General features: G+C 72.4%; 7 protein-coding genes. 3 read left to right on the top strand and 4 right to left on the bottom strand.

Annotation, left to right across the window (positions count from 1 at the left end):
- Nucleotides 1–17 precede the first annotated feature (17 nt).
- A complete protein-coding gene (locus tag AB0J66_RS32410; protein WP_364668777.1) occupies nucleotides 18–10688 on the bottom strand; it encodes a hypothetical protein in 10671 nt (3556 codons plus the stop codon).
- 422 nt (nucleotides 10689–11110) lie between these two features.
- Here AB0J66_RS32410 and AB0J66_RS32405 point away from each other — a divergent pair, with 422 nt between their 5' ends.
- Together AB0J66_RS32405 and AB0J66_RS32400 are read left to right on the top strand one after the other, a co-directional pair.
- A complete protein-coding gene (locus tag AB0J66_RS32405; RefSeq protein ID WP_364668775.1) occupies nucleotides 11111–12460 on the top strand; it encodes a flippase-like domain-containing protein in 1350 nt (449 codons plus the stop codon).
- Between the two features lie 48 nt (nucleotides 12461–12508).
- Nucleotides 12509–13693 carry a low temperature requirement protein A gene (locus AB0J66_RS32400; RefSeq protein ID WP_364668772.1) on the top strand — a complete coding sequence of 395 codons (1185 nt, stop codon included), beginning with the start codon at nucleotides 12509–12511 and terminating at the stop codon, nucleotides 13691–13693.
- Nucleotides 13694–13744: 51 nt separating this feature from the next.
- Here the strand turns inward: AB0J66_RS32400 and AB0J66_RS32395 are convergent, their stop codons facing one another.
- Both AB0J66_RS32395 and gabT read right to left on the bottom strand, forming a co-directional pair.
- On the bottom strand, nucleotides 13745–15127 hold the full coding sequence (locus tag AB0J66_RS32395; protein WP_364668770.1) for an aspartate aminotransferase family protein: 1383 nt from the start codon (nucleotides 15125–15127) through the stop codon (nucleotides 13745–13747).
- 10 nt (nucleotides 15128–15137) lie between these two features.
- Nucleotides 15138–16403: a 4-aminobutyrate--2-oxoglutarate transaminase gene (gene gabT / locus AB0J66_RS32390; protein ID WP_364668767.1), complete on the bottom strand. Its 1266-nt coding sequence runs from the start codon at nucleotides 16401–16403 to the stop codon at nucleotides 15138–15140.
- Nucleotides 16404–16508: 105 nt separating this feature from the next.
- Between gabT and AB0J66_RS32385 the strand changes: the two genes are divergently transcribed.
- Complete coding sequence (locus AB0J66_RS32385) at nucleotides 16509–17924, top strand: aldehyde dehydrogenase family protein (protein ID WP_364668764.1); 1416 nt, start codon at nucleotides 16509–16511, stop codon at nucleotides 17922–17924.
- A 152-nt stretch (nucleotides 17925–18076) separates the two neighbouring features.
- On the opposite strand, the gene AB0J66_RS32380 is transcribed toward AB0J66_RS32385, so the two are convergent.
- On the bottom strand, nucleotides 18077–18628 hold the full coding sequence (locus AB0J66_RS32380) for a helix-turn-helix domain-containing protein (RefSeq protein WP_364668761.1): 552 nt from the start codon (nucleotides 18626–18628) through the stop codon (nucleotides 18077–18079).
- Between the last annotated feature and the right edge of the window lie 175 nt (nucleotides 18629–18803).

The raw sequence follows: 18803 nt of genomic DNA, 5'->3' as shown, positions 1-18803 counted from the left end.
CATCGAGCAGCGCTGCCTCACTCACCGGAACGGGGCCGCCTGGCAGGTGCAGACGCTGCATGCCTTGGAGGCCGACGGAAACGACCGCCAGGAAGCGCTGCACGAAATGCTTCGGCGATACCTCCCGCTGATGCATGAGAACCTCCCTGTGCACGAGTGGCCGTACCCGTCCTGACCGCGGTCGCCGGCCGGCGTTCGCGGACCAGGAGCACCAGCCCGGCGCCGGCCACGATCAGCAGGAGCGACATCACCCCGAGCCCGGCCACCTGGGCGCCGGTGGTGGGCAGGTCCTCGTCCTCGCCGCCGTTGCCGCCGCCGTTGTCCCCGTCGCCGCCGTTGTCCCCGTCGCCGCCGTTGTCGCCATTGCCGCCGTTGTCGCCATTGCCGCCGTCATCGCCACCGTTGCCGCCGTCGTCCCCGCCACCGGTGTCACCGTCGCCGCCGTTGTCGTCCTCGTCCTCGTCGGCGGCCGCGGCCAGCTTGAGCCAGACCTGGACGGTGTTGTCCGCCGAGTCGCCGTCGGCGCTCGTCGTGCTGATGGTGACCGGCATCGCGTAGGTGCCGGCCGCCACCGAGTCGGCCGCGTCGAGGGTGAGCCACAGCTCGTGACCGGCCGAGGCGGCGGTGTCCGGCGCGCTGCACACCACGTCGTTGGTGACCGCGGTGTCGTCGACCGCCATACAGGGCGCCTCGACAGTGTTGTCGGTGGTCTCGGCGAGGGCCGACACCTCGGCCGCCTCGGCGTCGGCGGCGGCGAGCAGGACCGCCGCCTTGAGGATGGTCACCCCGGCCGGCGGCGCGACGGCGAACCGCACGTCGTCGGCCGTCTCGGTGCCGTCGTTGGTGTACGGGAGCTTGACCACCAGCGAGCCGTCCCGCGGCAGGGTCTGCGCCGGCTTGCCGTACTTGATGGCCAGGTTGACCTTGTAGCGGCCGACGGTGATGTCCGGAATCGCCACGTCCGCACTACCGCCGCAGGTCAGGTCGAACTGGGGAGCGGAGCTGAGCGCCTCGTCGACGCACCCGCCGGTGAGTTTCTGGTCGTCGGCCGCGCCGGGGTCGACGACCAGCGGCAGTGAGATCGTCTTCTTGGTCCCGGCGTTCAGCGAGATCGTGCAGACCACGATGCCGGCGCTCGATCCGGCGGCGCAACCGGAGGGTAGCCGGCCGGGGGTCATGCCGTCCGGAACCCTGATGGTGGCGACATAGCGGCCGGCGTTGCCGGGTCCCGAGTTGGTCAGGGTGATCGGCAGCACGGTGGCCTGGCCGGCGGCCGGGTTGGCCACGGACGGGCTGCCGATGGTGACCGCGACCGAGTACGACGTGTCGGTCGTGCTCACCAGCAGACCGGCCGTGGTGAGCTTGTCGGTCGGGTCGTCCGGGTCCACCAGCGTGACGCCGGTGACCCGCCACGCGGACAGGCTCGCGGCGGTGGAGCCGACGGCGACGGCGAGCCGCAGCACGCGCGGGGTGCCGGCCGCCAGGTCGACCCCGGTGCAGGTGACCGCGGATCCGGTGACCGGGCAGGTCAGGCCGCCCAGGGTGGCCCCGGTGACCCGGAAGCCGGTCGGCAGCTCGGCGAGCGGGACGGTCAGCGTGAGCCCGGTGTGCGCGACCGTGGCCGAGAGCCGGACCAGCGCGGTGCCGGACGACCCGGCCGCGATCACCGAGCTGTCCAGGCTCAGTGCTCCGGTGGTGCTCAGCGGCTGGTCGACCGGTGTCGCGTCGAGCGCCACGTCGAGGTCGTCGCCGCAGGCGCTGTTGCCGTCGCCCGAGACGCAGCCACCGGTCAGCGAGTCGCCGTCGGCGACCCCGCTGGAGACGACCAGCGGCAGGGTCCAGCCCAGCGAGTCGTTCGCTTCGAGGCTGTACGTGCACGTGAGCACCGTGGCGCTGCTGACCTGGCAGTCGTCGAGAGCCTGGCCCGACAGCGGGCCGAACTGGGTGTTGTTGGCGGCGACGATCCGGGCCGTGCGGTTCACGGCGTGCGAGGGCCCGGCGTTGGCCGCGGTGACCGTCAGGCTGGTCGTCTCCCCCGGCCGGACCGTGGCGCTGGTGTTGGTGGCGGTGAAGGTGATGGCCGAGACCGGGTCGCCGACGGTGAACATGTCGGCGTTGATGCCGGTGCTGGTCTCGCCGTTCGCGGTCACCGAGATGCCGGTGGCCCGCCAGCGTGCGCCCGGCGCGAGGCCGGGGTCGGAGTTGACGACCACGGTCACCGCGGTGTTCGTGCCGGCGCGCAGGTCGACCCCCGTACACCTGATCTGGACCGAGGTGTAGCCGCAGGTCGAGCCGGCCGGCCCGGAGACGCCGGTGATGGTGAGGCCGGCCGGCTTGCCGGTGAGCGGGATGGTGAAGGCGGCGTCCTGCACCGCGCCGGCGGCGCTCAGCTTGAGGGTGCCCGAGGCGACCCGGCCCGGCACCACCGTGGTGTCGGCCGGCACGAGCTGCAGGCGGCCGGCGAGCGGGGTGGCCAGTTCGATCTCGGGGATGGCGACGTCCGGTGGGACCGCGCAGGAGCCGTTGCCCGCGGCCTCCACGCAGCCGCCGGTCAGCGCGATCCGCGGGTCCGCGTTGGCGTCGATCTTGATCGGGAAGGCGATCGACAGCAGGCCGCCGCCGGCCACGGTGATGCGGCAGTCGAGCCGGGTGTCCGAGGTCCGGGTGCACAGGCCGGCCGGCGCGCCGATCAGCTCGGGGAAGGTGGCCCCGGGCGGCGCCAGCACCGTGTAGGGCAGCCGGTTGCCCTGCGACAGCCCGGCGTTGGTGAAGTTCAGCGTCACCGCGCCGGTCGCGCCGGGCAGCAGGCTGCCGGCCGGCGGCCCGGTGACGTCGACGGTGACCCGGACGTCGGTGGCGCCGATCCGGGCCAGCGTGGTGTTGAGGAACGAGGCCGACTGCGTGTTCTGCGCGACCTGGACGTCCGCCCGCCAGGTGGCGTTGGCCGGCGCGTCGTCCGCGACCTGCGCCGTGAGCGTGATCGCGGCCGTGCCGTCGGCCGCCAAAGAGATGTTGCGGCACGTCACGTCGACGCCGCGGGTGATCGTGCAGGAGCCGCCGTCGACCCGGGCCTGCAGGATGCTCAGGCCGGTGGGCAGCCCGGCGGCCGGGATGGTGACGACGAGACCGGTGCGGGCCTGGTCGGTGTGGACGTTGACCAGGATCGTGCCGGTGGCGCCGGGCACCAGCGACGGGTTGCTGGCGGTGACCGTCACCGACTGGGCCAGGGTCGGCGTCAAGGTGATGGCGGGCAGGCTCCGGTCGCAGACGTTGTCCTTGTCGGTGTCCAGGCAGCCGCCGGTCACCGGCTGGGCCGGGTCGGCGTTGGCCGGGATCTGCACCGGCAGCGCCCACGTGATCGGCGCCGGGGCGTCGGCGGCCAGGTCGAACCGGCAGTCCAGGTAGGCGGTGCCGACCGGCGTGCAGTCGTCCGCGGCCGCGCCGGCGAGCGGGCCCCAGGTGGTGCCGGCCGGCGCCTTGACGCGCAGGGACACCCCGGTCGCGTCGGAGAAGCCGGTGTTGTCGATCGAGGCCGTGATGGTGGCGGTAGTGCCGGTGGCGATGGTTCCGGTCGGCGCGCTCAGGTCGTACGTGATCTGTGGCTGCGGCGTCCCGGTGCGCAGCAGCACGCCCGAGGCCTGGCTGGTGGCGCCCGAGGAGTTGGTCAGCGTCACCACCGGCGCCCACACCACGCCCGCGGCCAGGTTGGGCGCCGGCCGCATCCGTACATCCAGAAGGGTCTCGTTGTCCCCGTCGGCCAGGGTGACGTTGGTGCAGGTGATCACACTGGTGTTGGCCGTGCACTGCGAGCTGGGCGGGCCGGCCACGTCGATGACGGCGATGCCCGGGTCCTTGCCGGCCAGCGGGACGGTCAGGGTGAGGCCGCTCAGGGCGCCGTCGGTGTTGACCCGGACGTGCCCGAAGTCGGTGTCGCCGGGCACCACGGTGGTCTGCTCGACGGTCATCCGGGCCCGGTCGGCGAAGGGCGTGCCGAGGGCGAAGGCGATGGCCGCGTCACAGGTGGCGTCGCCCGGCACATCCGCGCAGCCGCCGGTCACGCTGCCGCCGGCTGAAGTCGCGATCCGCAGGGCGAGCTTGAACGAGCGTGACTGGCCCGGCGTCAGATCGGTGACGCAGGTGACCCGGGTGGCCGAGTCGGCCGTGCAGTGGGCCGCGGCGTCCGTGCCGGCCAGGTCGGCGAAGGTGGTGCCGGCCGGCGCGGTGAAGACGGCCCGCGCTCCGGGGTGGTCGGAGAGGCCCTCGTTGGTCATCCGCACCGTCACGTCGGCCGTCCCGCCGGGCAGCACGCTGCCGGCGGCCGGCAGGTCCAGGGCGATGGCCAACTGGCGGTCGGGCTGGCCGACGGTCAGCGCGAGCGGCCCCAGCGTCGTGCTGCTGCCGGCCCCGGCCGGGTCGGTCACGGTGATCACCGGCGTCCAGGTGGCGCCGGCCGCCGTGTTCGGGGCGGTCCGGAGGTCGAGATCGAGGGTGGCCGTGCCGCCGGCGGTGATGGCCGTCGCCGGGCAGGTGATCGTCGACCCCACGGTGCAGGGGGTGACGCCGAGGCGGGCCCCGGTGACGGTGACCCCGGCCGGCAGCCCGGCCCGGCTCACCTCGACGGCCAGGTTCGAGCGGGCCAGCGTCGAGCGCAGCACGATGGTGGCGGTGCCGTCGTCGCCGGGCACGGGGGTGGCCGCCGTGGCGCCGGCGACACTGAGCACCGCGGCCAGCGGGTTGCGCACGGTGAAGTCGGCGATCGTCGCGTCGCAGGTGCCGTCGCCGGTCAGATCCAGGCAGCCCCCGGTCAGCACGGTGCCACCGGTCGCGTTGGCGGGGATCACCAAGGGCAGGCTGTACGAAGCCGCGGGGCCGTTCGCCGAGACATCGGTACGGCAGGTCAGAGTGGTCGGCGTGGTGCGGACACAATCGGCCAGCGCGTCGCCGGTCAGGGTGCCGAAGGTGGTGCCGGCCGGGGCGACGATGCGTACCGGCGCCCGGAAGTTGGGAACGACGCCCGTGTTGGCGAGAGCGGCCGTGATCGTGACCGTCTGGCCGGGCAGCGCCACGTCGTTCTGCGGAACACCGCTCAGGGTCGCGGCCAGGGTGTAGTTGGCGGCGCCGACCCGGGAAAGCAGCTGGTCGGTGATGACCGTCTCGGTGCCGTTGCGCCCTCGGATCTCGATGTTCTGGGCGTCCCACACGATCCCCTCGGTGAGTCCGCCGGGGATGGTGATGTCCAGGGTGAGGGTCGCCGGAGTGTTGGCGGTCAGGGCCACCGTGCAGAGCACGCCGCTGCCGCTGGGCGCGCACGGTGCGTTCGGCGTGACCGAGTGGCTGCCCGGCACGTCGCCGAGCGGGACGAACACGTCGACGGTCTGATTCTTCAGAGAGGTCACCACGAGCCGGGCCGTCCCGGTGCCACCACCGATCGGCAGGTCGGCCCGTTCGGCCCGGACCAGGATCTCCTGGTCGAAGCGGGTGGTGAGGGCCAGGGCCGGCAGCGGCCGGTCGGTGACGGTGCACGCGCCGTCGTTGTCGAGGTCGACGCAGCCGCCGGTGATCGTGCCGGTGGGGTCGGCGCCGGCGCTCACCGTCACCGGGAGGGCGACGTTCAGAGTGTCCCCGGCGTCGATGTCGGCCTGACAGGTTATCCGGGCCGCGCTGACCCGGGTGCAGCCGCCGGGCGCGCTGTCGAACGTGGTTCCGGGCGGGGCGACGAAGCCGAAGCTGTGGTTGGGCGCGTCGGACGGGCCGGTGTTGGCCACCTTGACCGGGACGGTGCCGGTGTCGCCGGGCTCGACCGCGGCGACCGGGTCGAAGGACGCGACGATGGTGGAGCGCGGCGCCCCGGTGACGGCGAGCAGCCGGGTCCCGTTCAGGGTGGCCGTGTCGGCGGCGTCGAGCAGGGTGATCGAGGTGGTCTCCCACCTCACGCCGGCCGCCAGGTCGGCGGCGGCACTCGCGGTCAGCGTGATGTCCCTGCTGTCGCCGCTCGGGATGGACGCCCAGGTGCAGGTCACGAGGGTGGTCGGGTTCTGGGCGCAGCCCGGGTTCGGGCTCAGCGTGTCCAGCGTGACGCCGGTGGGCAGGCTCAGCGGGAACTGTACGGTGAGGTTGGTCAGCGGAACGCCGGCCGCAGTCACCCGGACGGTCGCCGAGCCCGAGTCGCCCGGGGTGATCGTGGCCGGGGTGACGATCACCGTGGCCCGCCGGTCGATCGGCTGGCGCAGGGCGAAGGCGGCGATGGCGTCGGAGCCCGGGCCGCAGCCGGGCACGCCGGTCAGGTCGACGCAGCCGCCGCCGACCGGGGTGAAGATGTCGGCGTTCAGCGGCACGGCGATCGGCAGGGTCAGGGTCGCGGTGCCACCCGCGGCGGGCACGTCGACCCGGCAGAGCGCCTGGTCGGGCAGGGTCCGGAGGCATCCCGTGGGCATCGTGCCGAAGGTGGTGCCGGCCGGCGCGGTGACCAGCGCGATCTGGCCGGCCGCGAGGGACGGGCCGGTGTTGCGCAGCGTCACCGTCAGGTTGGTGTTCTCGCCCGGGTTCACCGTGCCGGTGGCCGGGCCGGTCGCGGCGCTCACGGTGACCGCGGTACGCGGCGCACCGATCACCACCAGGTCGCCGGTGTCGGCCGCGGTCTCGGCGCCGTCGGTGACGGCGATGCCGGAGGTCCACGTCGCGGCCGCGGCGTCCGCGGCCGCGGCGACCTGCACGGTGATCACGGCGTCGTGGCTCCCGCCGGACAGGTTGACGCCGGTGCAGGAGAACGACCCGTTCGGGTTGAGTGTGCAGGTCGAGCCGAGCGGGCCGGCCACACCGGACACCGTCAGCCCGGCCGGCTTGGCCACCGGCGCGGTGACGGTCAGGCCGGTGACGTCGGCGCCGGCCGAGATCCGGATCCGCCCGGTGCCGCTCTCCCCCGGCGCGATGGACGCGCTGGTGGTGGTGATGGTCAGCCGGTTCTGCAGCGGGGTGGCGATCGGGATCGGCGTGATCGTGCCGTCGGCCGCGGTGCACACGGCGTTGCCGTCCAGGTCGACGCAGCCGCCGCTCAGGGCGGCCCCGGGCCGCACGGAGGCGTCGATGCGCAGCGGGAAGGTCCAGGTGGGCGGGGCCGCCGCCACGGTCAGGTCGAACGTGCAGGTGGCCCGGGTGCCGGCGAGGACGACCTGGCAGGCCGGGTTGTCGGCGCCGGTGAGGATGGCGCCGTTGGGCGGGATGACCGTGACGGTCGCCCCACGCGCGTCGGACGGCCCGGTGTTGTCGACCGAGACGGTCATCGTGCCGGTGCCGCCGGGCAGGATCGGGGTGCCGCCGGCGTCGGCGGTCGCGGTCAGCGTGGAGCGCGCCGCGCCGACCCGGGCCAGCACCTGGTCGGTGGCCGGGACCGTGCCGGCCGGGATCTCGGTCGTGATGCCGGCCGCGGTCCAGGTGGTGCCGGCGGCGGCGCCGGCCGGGGCGGTGACGGTGACCTCGATGTCCTCGGGCGTCAGGGGGTCGACGGCGCCGACCGCACAGGTGGCGATGGAGCCGGTCACCGGGCACGGCGTCCCGTTGTTGACCGTCACGGACGGCGCCTGCAGCCCCCCGGGCAGGCCGGTGAGCGGGATGTTCACCCTGACCCCGGTCAGCGCCGACCGGGTCGCGGTGACCCGGACCGTCGCGGTGGCGGTGCCGCCGGGCGTCACCGTGGCCGGGGTGGAGCTCACCGCCACCTGCGCCGAGGCCGGCACCTTGAGGACGATCGACGGGAGCGCCACGTCGCCCTGGCCGCAGCCGGAGAAGCCGTCGATGTCGACACACCCGCCGCCGATGGTCGAGCCCGGCTCGGCGTTCGACGGGGTCACCAGCGGGATCGTCAGCTCGGGGGTGGGCTCGTTCACGGCCAGGTTGACCGCGCAGGACAGCAGCGTGCGGTTGAGGTCGGTGGTGCACAGCTGCGCGGTCGCGGGGTCGGTGAGCTGCCCGAAGCTCGTGCCGGGCGGCGCCGGGACGGTGAAGGTCCCGCCCGTGGCGACCGACGGGCCCTTGTTGGTCACGGTCACCTTGAGATCGGCCGTCCCGCCCGGCGCGACCGTGCCCGCGGCCGGGCCGGTGACGCCGGCCTCCAGGACGTACGCCGGCACGGTGGTGGTGGCCAGGGCGCCGAGCGTCGTGATCCGTTCGTTGTCGGTGTCGACCGTGACCCCGGTGGCGGTCCACGTCTGCCCGACGGTGGCCGTGGCCGGCACCCGTACGGTGACCAGTATGTCCTTGGCCGCCCCGGCCGTGAGACCGAGGCCGGAGCAGACGATCGAGGCGCCGGACGGATCGCACGTCCCGCCGCTCACCGAGGCCGCGGTGACGGTCCAGCCGCTCGGCAGCTGGGTCTTGGGAACGGTGACCGTGACGCCGCTCTCGGCCTGGGTGGAGGTCAGCGTGACCCGGCCCGTCCCGGTCTGGCCCGGCGTGATGGTGGCCGGGCTGACCAGCGCCGTCATCCGGGTGCTGAGCGCGGCCCGCAGGGTGATCGCGGGCAGGGCCGGCTCGCCCGCGCCGCAGGTCGAGTCGTTGTCCACGCTCACACAGCCGCCGGTCAGCGGGGTGGCCGGGTCGGCCGTCGGCAGCACCAGCAGCGGCAGGGCGAAGGTCGTCGGCGGGTCGGTCGGCGTGCGGTCCACTGTGCACCGCACGGTGGTCGCCGTGAGCACCTGGCACGCGCTCGGCAGGCCGACCGTGCCGAACGTGGTGTTGCGCGGGGCGACCACGACGAACGGGGCGTTACGGGCGTCCGACGGCCCCTGGTTCTGCACGTCGATCGTCATCGTGGTGGTCTGGCCGGGACTGACCGTGCGGGCGGCCGGGCCGCGGGCGTCCACGCCCAGCGTGTACCGCGGCACCGCCGTGATGACGACGGCGCCGCTGGCCGAGCCGGTCGAGTCGCCCGACTTGGCGGTCACCGTGCCGGTCCAGTTGGCCGAGGTGCCCGAGCCGAGCGAGACCGGCAGGGACAGAGTGACCGCGCCCGGGGTGCCGCCCGAGGCGGCCGGGACGGTCACGTTGGAGCAGCGGATCTCGGTCCCGACGACGATGCAGTTGCCGCCGCCCGGGTTGCTGAGCTGGCCCATCGAATAACCGGTGGGCAGGCCGGTGACCGTGATCGTGGTGCCGGTGGCGGGCAGGGCGCCCGAGTTGGCGACCCGGATGGTCGCGGTCGTCTCCGGCCCGCCCGGCGTCGCCGCGGCCGGGATGATGGAGACGCCGCCGGTCAGGTTCACGTCCGGATCGAGGATGGTCAGCAGCCGGCCGTGCCCGGTCACCGCGGTGCCGTTCAGGCTGGTCGTGATGTTGGCGAGGTCCCAGGTGCTGGTGGGGGCGGTGGTGCCGGCGGCCGAGACGTTGAGGGTGATGGTGGTGCTGCCGCCGCCGGGGACCGAGACGCCCGTACACCTGACGTTGCCGTTGGCCACCGCGCAGGTCCCGCCGGGGACCGAGGCCGTGTTGACGGTCACGCCGTCGGGCAGGCCGGTCAGCGGGATGGTGACGATCGCGTCGTCGGCGTCGGAGGGACCGTTGTTGGTGAGCTTGACGGTGGCCTGGGTGCTCTTGCCGGCGGCGAGGGTGGTCGGGTTGACCGTGAAGGCGCCGCTGGTGGTCGACCGGGCCTGGGCGGAGGCGAGGGTGCCCTGCCCCTTGACGGTCATCGTCTGGGTGGGATCGCCGGGCACCGGGACGCTGGTGGCCGTGATGGTGTCGGCCGCCGGCGCCCACGGCGGGGCCGAACCGGTGGCCGAGGACTTCAGCTGCACGGGGAGGTTCACCTTGGCCACGCCGTTGCCCGGCACGGTCACGTCCTCGCAGATGATGTAGTTCGCGTTCGACGTCATGTCGCAGGCGACGTTGCCGACCGTCGCCGGCTTGAGGGTGTAGTAGGCCGCGTTCGGCTTGGGGATCCGGATCGTCGTGTGCGGGGCCGCGATGTCACCGGTGTTGGCGACCGTGACCGAGGGAGTGCCGGACTCGCCGGGTACCAGGGGCGTCGGGGCGGTGACGACCGCACCCAACTTGATGTTGCCGGTGCAGAACGCCTCGTTGACGACCACGCTGCCGCTGACGAGGACTCCGGTGATCTTGAGGGCGTCCAGACTGAGCGAGCGGACCGTGACGTCGAACTTGCCGGTCGTCGTGTTCCAGTCGGCCTTCTGGTAGTTCGTCTTGCCGGTGATGATCCCGGGCAGGTTGATGTCGAGGTTGGCGGCCGCGCCGACGTTGAGGCCACCGATCTTCAAGCCCAGCGTGTTCGTGCCGGCCGTGAAGTCGGTGGCCGACATCTCGCAGGAGGCGTCGAGGGCGTCGGCGGCGATCACCCCGCCGAGCAGGTTCAGCCCGGCGACCCGGCTCCTGGCCCGGCCGCCGCCGGGAACCGGCTCCGCGGTCGTGGTGATGGCGCCGGTGTCGAGGACGAGCGGCACGAGCCCGGTCAGCACGGAATGCGTGTCGGCCGAGCCGTCGTGCCAGTTCGACGTCACCCCGGGCAGCTTGACGTTGGCGTTGATGATCACCGCAGCGGTGAGGTTGACCCTGACGCCGTCCGCCCGCGTCGTGACGGAGGTCGCCGCGTACGCGGGGCGGGGCACCATAAGCAGGGCAAATGCCACGAGGACGGCGATGAACGCCGCCGGGATCCGGCCGAGCCTTTCCGCAACCACGATCCGATCTTCGATGGCCTAAGTCGGATATGTCTCTCGTTTGCGGGAGTTCCTGACAATTCTTTCATGTTCGGCCCAGGCTCATGAAACGTCTCAGCAATCACGGTGACCCCGTGAGCCACTCCCGCCACAACTTCCCCGGACCGGGCCGCGGGTTCCACCATGGACAGTCGACAGTTGGTCGGATGGCTTACCTAGCAACAGTTCCCGGTTTGTCGTCCACGATGGACTTTTACGAACCTCGTGAGCTGAGAGATTGCGACGCTGCTCACGTACGCGGGCGGGCATGCGCAGTCGATCATCGGCGTTGTCCACACCTGGAGGGCACGTGATTTCATTCTCATTGAGAAAACTTGCGTGATAGGCAATCTTTGGCGGATCCTGATCGAGCCACCGAAGAACGGGCACGCCAGGAGCACGCCGTGACACAAGCAGTACAGCGATCCGCCGGGACGCGGGTCGCGCGCGGCCGCTGGGGGCGGCGGCTGAAGACCGGCGGCGTGGTCGCGGTGCTGATCCTCTTCGCGGTCGAGCTGGTCGTGGGCTGGTCCTCACTGTCCGGCGCCCTGCGTCAGCTCCGCACCCCGCATGTCGGCTGGCTGGCGCTGGCCGTCCTGGCCGAGGTCGCCGCCATGAGCGCCTACGCCCGGATGCAGGGCCGCCTGCTGCGCTCGGCCGGCGTGCGGGCCTCGCACCTCGACAACGTGAAGCTCACCTACGCCGCCCACTCGCTCAACGAGACGCTGCCGGGTGGGGCCGCCTTCTCGACCCGGCTCAACTACCAGCAGATGCGCCGCTTCGGGGCCAGCCCGGCCATCGCGTCCTGGACCATCGCGCTCAGCGGCATCCTGTCGGCCTGCGCCCTGGCCGTGGTCACCGTCGGCAGCGCCCTCGCGGCGGGCGGCGGGGCCGACTGGACCCACCTGGCCGCCCTGTTCGTCGCGACTGTCCTGCTGATCCTCGGCGCCCGGCGCTTGGCCCGGCGCCCGGAGAGCGCCGAGGCCCTGCTCCGTTCCCCGCTGGCCGCCGTCAACCGCCTACGGCACCGCCCCGCGGCCCAGGGCCAGGAGCGCGTCCGCGACTTTCTCCTGCAGTTGCGGGCCGCCCGGCTCCGCCCCGCTCACGGCGCCGCCGCCGCGATCCTGGCCGTGCTCAACTGGCTGCTCGACGCGGTCTGCCTCTGGCTCTGCTTCCTGGCCGTCGGCGAGCACCCGGCCGGCCCGACCGCCGTCCTGCTGGCCTTCTGCGCCGCCATGGCCGCGGGCACCATCACCATCGTCCCGGGCGGCCTCGGCATCATCGACAGCGCCCTGATCCTCGGCCTGATCGCCGGCGGCGTCACCACTCCGGCCGCGGTCGCCACGGTCGTGCTCTACCGCATCATCAGCTTCGGCTTCATCATCGGACTCGGCTGGCTCTCGTGGCTGCACCTCCGCCACCAGGCCCCCGCCATCGCCGCCTCCCCTGTCCCCCACCACGCCGCCGACCTCGTCATCGCCCCCGCGCCGAAGGCCCTCACCTGCCCGGCCGCCGCGGAAGCCATCGCCGTCTCCCTCATCGGCCTGCCGCTGCCGGCCGAGCCGCACCGCCCGAGTCCGGTCCCGGCCAACCTGCCACCCGCCGCCGGTCACCGCCTCGCCGCCTCCCCCAAGGCGAACGCGGCCAAGGACAACGCCACGCTGCTCCCGCGCCGGCGCCGGTCGAACGCCGCGAAGGCCACCCTCCCCCAGCGCCCGGCCCCCGATCCGGAGACGGCGTTTCGGGGATCGTAGGCATCCTCGATGCGTAGAACGCGCAGGCGCAGGGAAATGCAGCGGTCGATGAGTAACGACCGCCAAGCCCCCCTGATCGAGCCGCCCCGGCTGCGCACCGAGGAGGAGCGGCACGCCACCCGGCTCGAGCTGTTCTTCGACCTCGCCTATGTGCTCGTCGTGGCCGAGCTCGCCCATTCGTTCGCCGACCACCTCGACCTGCGCGGGGCCGCCAGCTTCGCCGGGCTGCTGGTGGTGACGTGGTGGTCGTGGGTGACCACCACGCTCTACGCCAACCGGTTCGACACCAACGACGTGATCTACCGGATCGCCAAGCTGGCCATGACCGGCGCCGTCATCGGGATGGCGGCCTCGGCCCAGGGCGCGACCGGCGGCGACGGCGCGCGCTTCGCGGCCTGCTATCTCGCGACGCGGGTCATTCTGCTGCTGCTGTACGCCCGTGCGTACCGCCATGTCGAGGACGCGCGGCGCACCATCGCGATCTATCTGGCCGGCGCCGGGATCGCCGCGGTGCTGTGGGCGATCTCGATCCCGGTCGAGGGCACGGCCCGGTACGTGTTGTGGGGCGCCGGCATCCTGATCGAGGCGGCCGCGCCGCTGGTCGCCACCCGGCTCGGCGACGATGTGCCGCTACATCTCGATCACATGCCGGAGCGCTTCGGTCTGTTCGTGATCCTCGTGCTCGGCGAGTCGATCGCGTCGCTGGCCACCGGGGTGCACGACGCGCACTGGTCCGGTTCGTCGGTGGTGGCGGCCGCGGTCGCCTTCACCGCGGTGGCCGCGATGTGGTGGGTCTACTTCGATCTGGGTGGCGCCGCCGGCAAACGCCAGCTGATCGAGGAGAGCGACGACGACGAGGAGAGCGGCGTCGTCGACGCGTACATCTATGGGCATCTGCCGTTGATCGTGGGTCTGGCGATCGCGGCGGTCGGCATCGAGCAGTTCGTCGTGCACCCCGCCGGGGAGCTGGAGGCGGCCGGCCGGTGGGCGCTGCACGGCGGCGTGGCCCTCTACCTGATCGGTGTGGCGGTCGTGATGATGGGGACCTCGGGGCGGTGGCGTTCGGCCTGGCCGTGGCCGGCCGCGGTGATCCCGGTGGTGGCGGGGCTCGGTTTCGTCGAGGCGCTGGAGCCGGTGCTGGCGGTCGTGTCGGTGACGCTCGTGCTGGTGGCGACCGTGCTGGCCGGCATCTACGAGCAGCGCCGCGGCGCCCTGCGGACGACCGAGACCTGATGCGGGTGGCGACCGCCCCTGCCCCATGAAGGGGCGGTCGCCCGCCGGAGCTCAGAGCTGGTTCGACGCCTCGGTCAGCACCGAGCGCAGAATCTGCTCGATCTCCTGGAACTGCGCCTCGCCGGCGATCAGCGGCGGGGCGAGCTGGATGACCGGGTCGCCCCGGTCGTCGGCGCGGCAGTAGAGGCCCGCGTCGAACAGCGCGTGTGAGAGGAAACCGCGCAGCAGGCGCTCCGACTCCTCCTCGTTGAACGTCTGTTTGGTGGCCTTGTCCTTGACCAGCTCGAGACCGAAGAAGTAGCCGTCGCCGCGGACGTCGCCGACGATGGGCAGGTCGGTCAGGCGCTCGAGGTAGGAGCGGAACAGGTCGCTGTTCTCGCGGACGTGACCGTTGAGGTCCTCCCGCTCCATGATGTCGAGGTTGGCCAGGGCCACCGCCGAGCCGACCGGGTGGCCGCCGTAGGTGATGCCGTGGGCGAACCAGTTGGTGCCCTCGAGGAACGGCTCGGCCAGCCTCTCCGAGGCGATCATCGCCCCCAGCGGCACGTAACCACTGGTCAGGCCCTTGGCCACGGTGATGATGTCGGGCGTGTAGTTGTACTTGAGCCCGCCGAAGTACTCGCCGAGGCGCCCGAAGCCGCAGATCACGTCGTCCGAGACGAGCAGTACGTCGTACCGGTCGCAGATCTCGCGGACCCGCTGGAAGTAGCCGGGCGGCGGCGGGAAGCAGCCGCCGGCGTTCTGCACCGGCTCGAGGAAGACCGCGGCCACCGTCTCCGGGCCCTCGAACTCGATGGCCTCGGCGATGCGGTCGGCGGCCCAGACGCCGAACTGCTCCGGCGTCATGTTCTCGTCGGGGCGGCGGTAGTAGTTGGTGTTCGGCACGCGCATCGTCGACGGCACGAGCGGCTCGAAATCCGCCTTGAGGGCGGGGATGCCGGTGATCGACAGGGCGCCCATCGACGTGCCGTGGTAGGCGATCGACCGCGAGATGACCTTGGTCTTGGTGGGCTTGCCGGTCCGCTTGAAGTACGAGCGGGCGAGCTTCCAGGCCGACTCGACCGCCTCGGAGCCGCCGGTGGTGAAGAAGACCCGGTTGAGGTCGCCCGGGGTCAGGTCGGCGATCCGGTCGGCCAGCTCGACCGCCTTGGGGTGGGCGTACGACCAGATCGGGAAGTACGCGAGCTCGCCCGCCTGCTTGGCCGCGGCCTCGGCCAGCTCCTGGCGGCCGTGGCCGGTCTGCACGACGAACAGCGCCGAGAGACCGTCGAGGTATTTGCGGCCGGTGGAGTCCCAGACGTAGCAGCCGTCGCCCCGCACGATCATCGGGATGTCGGCCTTCTTGTACGACGAAAGCCGGGTGAAGTGCATCCAGAGATGGTCGCGCGCGTCGCCGGCCAGCTTCTCGTAGTCGGGTGACTGGAGGTCGGTCAAGGGGTGCTCCTTAAAAGCTCTGCTCGAGCAGGGTGAGGCCGCGGTCGAGCTCGTCGTCGGAAATGATCAGGGGCGGCAGCAGGCGGACGACGTTGCCGTAGGTGCCGCAGGTCAGCAGGAGCAGGCCGAGCTCGTGCGCCTTCTTCTGCACGGCGGCGGTGGTGACCGGATCGGGGCTCCGGTCATCAGGACCGACGAGCTCCAAGGCGAGCATCGCTCCGCGCCCGCGGACCTCGCCGATCACCGGGTGCTTGGCCGCGAGGGCCTCCAGCCGGGGGCGGGCCACGGCCTCGATGCGGCGGGCGGCGGCCGCGAGGTCGAGCTCGCGCATGGTCTCGATCGAGGCCAGGGCGGCGGCGCAGGCGATCGGATTGCCGCCGTACGTGCCGCCGAGGCCGCCCGGATGCACCGCGTCCATCAGCTCGGCCCGCCCGGTGACCGCGGCCAGCGGCAGCCCACCGGCGATGCCCTTGGCCGTGGTGATCAGGTCGGGCACCACGCCCTCGTGCTCGCTGGCGAACCAGGCCCCCGTACGGCAGAAGCCGGTCTGGATCTCGTCGGCGATGAACACCGCTCCGTTTCGCTTCGACCAGTCGGCCAGCGCCGGGAGGAAGCCCTCGGCCGGCACGACGAACCCGCCCTCGCCCTGGATGGGCTCGATCAGGACGGCCGCGACGTTGGTCGCGCCGACCGTCTTCTCGATCTGACCGATGGCGTACGCCGCCGCGTCCGCCCCGGTGCGGCCGTCGCGGAACGGGTACGACATCTGGACCCGGTAGATCTCGCCCGCGAACGGGCCGAAGCCCTGCTTGTACGGCATGACCTTCGCGGTCAGGGCCATCGTCAGGTTGGTCCGGCCGTGGTAGGCGTGGTCGAACACGACGACCGCCTGCCGGCCGGTGGCGTGGCGGGCGATCTTCACCGCGTTCTCCACCGCCTCGGCGCCGGAGTTGAACAGCGCCGAGCGCTTCTCGAAGTCGCCCGGGGTGAGCGCGGCCAGCTCCTCGCAGACCGCCACGTACTGCTCGTACGGCGCGATCATGAAGCAGGTGTGGGTGAAACGCTCGACCTGCGCCTTGACCGCCTCGACCACCTTCGGCGCGGAGTTGCCCACGTTGGTGACCGCGATGCCGGCGGCGAAGTCGATCCACTCGCGGCCCTCGACGTCGGTCAGGGTGCCGCCCGCGGCGGTGTCGACATACGACGGGATCATGCTGCTGACCCCGCGCGCGACGACCGCGGCGCGGCGCCGGTGCAGATCGGCCGAGGTGGGCATGTCTCAACTCCTTCAGGTCCAGAGGACGGATCATTTCACTGATTCCGTGGTCAACGGAAGGCCTGACAACTATTTCCGTGTTACATCTGTGGGTACGCTGCGCCCGTGATCCCCTTTTACGTCGCCGGTCGCCCGGCTACCAGCAGCGATGTCCTGACCGTTCGTCACCCGTACTCGGGCGCGGTCGTGGGCGAGACCTCCTACGCCACGTCATCTCAGGTCGAGGAAGCTGTGGCCGCCGCATCCAGCGTTATGTCTGATTTGTCGGCAGCGGCTCGGGCCGCCGCCTTGGATTCAGTGAGCCGGCAGCTTGGTGATCGGGCTGCAGAGATCGCCACGCTGATCACTGCCGAGAACGGCAAACCGGTCAAATGGGCGGCGGCCGAGGTGAACCGGGCCGTCTCCACCTTCCGATGGGCGGCCGAGGAGGCCCGCCGCTTCTCCGGCGACCTGCAACGCCTGGACACCGACCCGGCCGCGGCGGGCCGGATCGCGCTGGTACGCCGGGTACCGCGCGGCCCGGTGCTCGGGATCGCGCCGTTCAACTTCCCGCTCAACCTGGTCGCCCACAAAGTGGCGCCGGCCCTCGCGGTCGGCACGCCGATCATCGTGAAGCCGGCCCCGGCCACACCCCTGACCGCGCTGCTGCTCGGCGAGATCCTGGCCGGCCTGGACCTGCCGGAAGGCATGTTCTCGGTGCTGCCGGTGCCCAACGACCGGATGGCGTCGCTGGTCGCCGACCCGCGCCTGCCGGTCGTGTCGTTCACCGGCAGCGGGCCGGTCGGCGCGCGGATCCGGGCCGCCGTGCCGCACAAGCACGTGACGCTCGAGCTCGGCGGCAACGCGGCGGTGCTGGTCGCCGAGGACTGGGACGACCTGGACTACGCGGCCCAGCGGGTGGCGACGTTCTCCAACTACCAGGCCGGGCAGAGCTGCATCGCGGTCCAGCGGGTCTTCGTCCACCAGCGCCACCTGGCCGCGTTCGAGCCCAAGCTGATCGCCGCCGTCCAAGCCCTGAAGACCGGCGACCCCCGCGACTCCGCCACCGACGTCGGCCCGGTGATCGACTCGCGCGCCGCCGACCGCATCGCCGACTGGATCGACGAGGCCGTGGCCGCAGGCGGCCGGGTCCTGACGGGCGGCACCCGTTCCGGGACCACCGTCGCCCCGACCGTGCTGACCGGCGTGCCGGCCGGTGCCAAGGTTTCCGCCGAGGAGGTCTTCGGCCCGGTGCTGGTCCTCACGGCCGTCGACTCGGACCAGGCCGGCCTGGCCGCGATCAACGACTCGGCGTACGGCCTGCAGGCGGGCGTCTTCACCCGCCGCCTCGACCTGGCCTTCACCGCCCACCGCCGCCTCCAGGTCGGCGGCGTCGTCATCGGCGACGTGCCCAGCTTCCGCGCCGACCAGATGCCCTACGGCGGCGTCAAAGGAAGCGGCTCCGGCCGGGAAGGCGTGGCCAGCGCGATGGAGGACTACACCGAACCCAGGGTCATGGTCCTGACCGGCGTGGACCTCTGAGGCGCGCCCGGTCGGTCAAACGCGCCCCACCCCAGGGACCCGCCCTCCCAGGGGGACCCCCACAGGTCATTATCGTCGGTTTTCCACGATCGCGCGCGAGTGCCTGTGGACAAGCGCCAATGTGGAAAACCGGTCGCTCGCGATCGGCTGCGTTAGGCTCGCAGCCCTTCGATGATCAGCTGGAGGAGCCGCTCGCGCTCCTCCAGCTCCGGGGCGGACTCGGCGGTCCAGGCGACGGCATTGACCAGAGCGAACAGCTCCGCCGCGGTGAGGTCGGCCCGGATATTCCCGGATTTCTGGGCGTTGGCCAGGAGCGTTCCGCCGGCAGTGCGCATGGCGTCGCACGACGAGTAGAGCGGCGATTCCGCATCGGCCAGCGTGGCCATGATCGAGGCGGGCAGACCCTGATAGGCCCCGGCGCCGTACGCGAACTCGATCAGCCAGCGCTCGAGCGCCTCTCCCGCTTCGTACTGCTGCTCCAGCGCCGCCGCCCGCAGGGTGAGGTGGTCGAAGCGCCGCCGCATGAGCTGCTCGAGCAATGCCTCCCGCGACGGAAAGTGCCGGTAGAGGGTCCCGAGCCCGACCTCGGCCCGCCGCGCGACATCCCGCAGCGAGGCCTGCGTGCCATGCTCACGCACCACCACCCGGGCGACATCGAGAATCCGCTCCCGATTCCGCCGCGCATCCGCCCGAAGCTCCGCCACAGCGGCAGCCTATCGGCGATCTCCGCCCGTCCTTATCCGAAATGTCGGAAAGGCCAGCGCTGAGAGCGGGGTGGGTGGGGCGCGGCGCGGGCTTCGTGGCGCGGGGGTGACTGCGGGAGTGTGACGCGGCGCGGGCCGGGGCGCGGCGCGGGCTTGCCGGCGCGGGCTTGGCGCG

Origin of the sequence: Actinoplanes sp. NPDC049598 (assembly GCF_040675435.1) — a bacterium.
GTDB lineage: Bacteria > Actinomycetota > Actinomycetes > Mycobacteriales > Micromonosporaceae > Actinoplanes.
The sequence above is the reverse complement of the archived record's forward strand: the minus strand, read 5'-3'. Positions and strand labels throughout refer to the sequence as shown.

Coding starts and splice junctions, on each gene's coding strand:
- AB0J66_RS32400 (WP_364668772.1), top strand. CDS start 12,509: ATGAGTAACGACCGCCAAGCCCCCCTGATCGAGCCGCCCCGGCTGCGC.
- gabT (WP_364668767.1), bottom strand. CDS start 16,403: ATGCCCACCTCGGCCGATCTGCACCGGCGCCGCGCCGCGGTCGTCGCG.